General features: G+C 55.8%; 1 protein-coding gene. It reads left to right on the top strand.

The window, feature by feature from the left end; genetic code table 11:
* Nucleotides 1–1,179, top strand: a 1,179-nt coding sequence (gene tuf / locus HA43_RS18480) for an elongation factor Tu (RefSeq protein ID WP_071668694.1), incomplete at its 5' end; no start/stop codon positions are given.
* Nucleotides 1,180–1,182: the final 3 nt, after the last annotated feature.

Here is a 1,182-nt window from a genome sequence, read left to right as displayed (position 1 = left end):
AAAGAGCAATTTCAGCGTAACAAACTGCACGTAAACGTGGGCACCATCGGTCACGTTGACCACGGTAAAACCACCCTGACTGCAGCAATCACCACCGTTCTGGCTAAAACCAACGGCGGCCAGGCGCGTGCATTCGACCAGATCGACAGCACCCCTGAAGAAAAAGCACGTGGTATCACCATCAACACCGCACACGTAGAGTACGAAACCGCAAGCCGTCACTATGCACACGTTGACTGCCCGGGACACGCCGACTACGTGAAAAACATGATCACCGGTGCTGCGCAGATGGACGGCGCGATCCTGGTTGTTGCTGCGACTGATGGCCCGATGCCACAGACCCGTGAGCACATCCTGCTGGGTCGTCAGGTTGGCGTTCCTTACATCATCGTGTTCCTGAACAAGTGTGACATGGTTGATGATGAAGAGCTGCTGGAGCTGGTTGAGATGGAAGTACGTGACCTGCTGTCACAGTACGACTTCCCGGGCGACGATACGCCAATCGTACGCGGTTCAGCGCTGAAAGCGCTGGAAGGCGACGCAGAGTGGGAAGGCAAAATCATCGAGCTGGCTGGCTACCTGGACAGCTACATCCCGGATCCGGTTCGTGCTATCGACCTGCCGTTCCTGCTGCCAATCGAAGACGTGTTCTCAATCTCAGGCCGCGGTACTGTTGTTACCGGTCGTGTTGAGCGCGGCATCGTTAAAGTCGGTGACGAAGTTGAAATCGTGGGCATCAAAGATACCGCGAAATCAACCTGTACCGGTGTTGAGATGTTCCGCAAGCTGCTGGACCAGGGTCAGGCGGGCGAGAACTGTGGTGTTCTGCTGCGTGGTATCAAGCGCGAAGACATCCAGCGTGGACAGGTTCTGGCGAAGCCGGGCTCAATCAAGCCACACACCAAGTTCGAGTCAGAAGTTTACGTTCTGTCTAAAGACGAAGGCGGCCGTCATACTCCGTTCTTCAAAGGCTACCGTCCACAGTTCTACTTCCGTACCACTGACGTGACCGGTTCAGTTGAGCTGCCAGAAGGCGTTGAGATGGTCATGCCGGGCGACAACATCAAGATGGTTGTTACCCTGATCCACCCAATCGCGATGGACCAGGGTCTGCGCTTCGCAATCCGCGAAGGCGGCCGTACCGTTGGCGCGGGCGTTGTTGCTTCTGTTATCGCTTAATTG

It is taken from the genome of Pantoea eucrina (genome assembly GCF_002095385.1).
Taxonomy (GTDB): Bacteria; Pseudomonadota; Gammaproteobacteria; order Enterobacterales; family Enterobacteriaceae; genus Pantoea; species Pantoea eucrina.
Note: the sequence above shows the minus strand (reverse complement) of the source record. Positions and strands in the feature narration are given on the sequence as shown.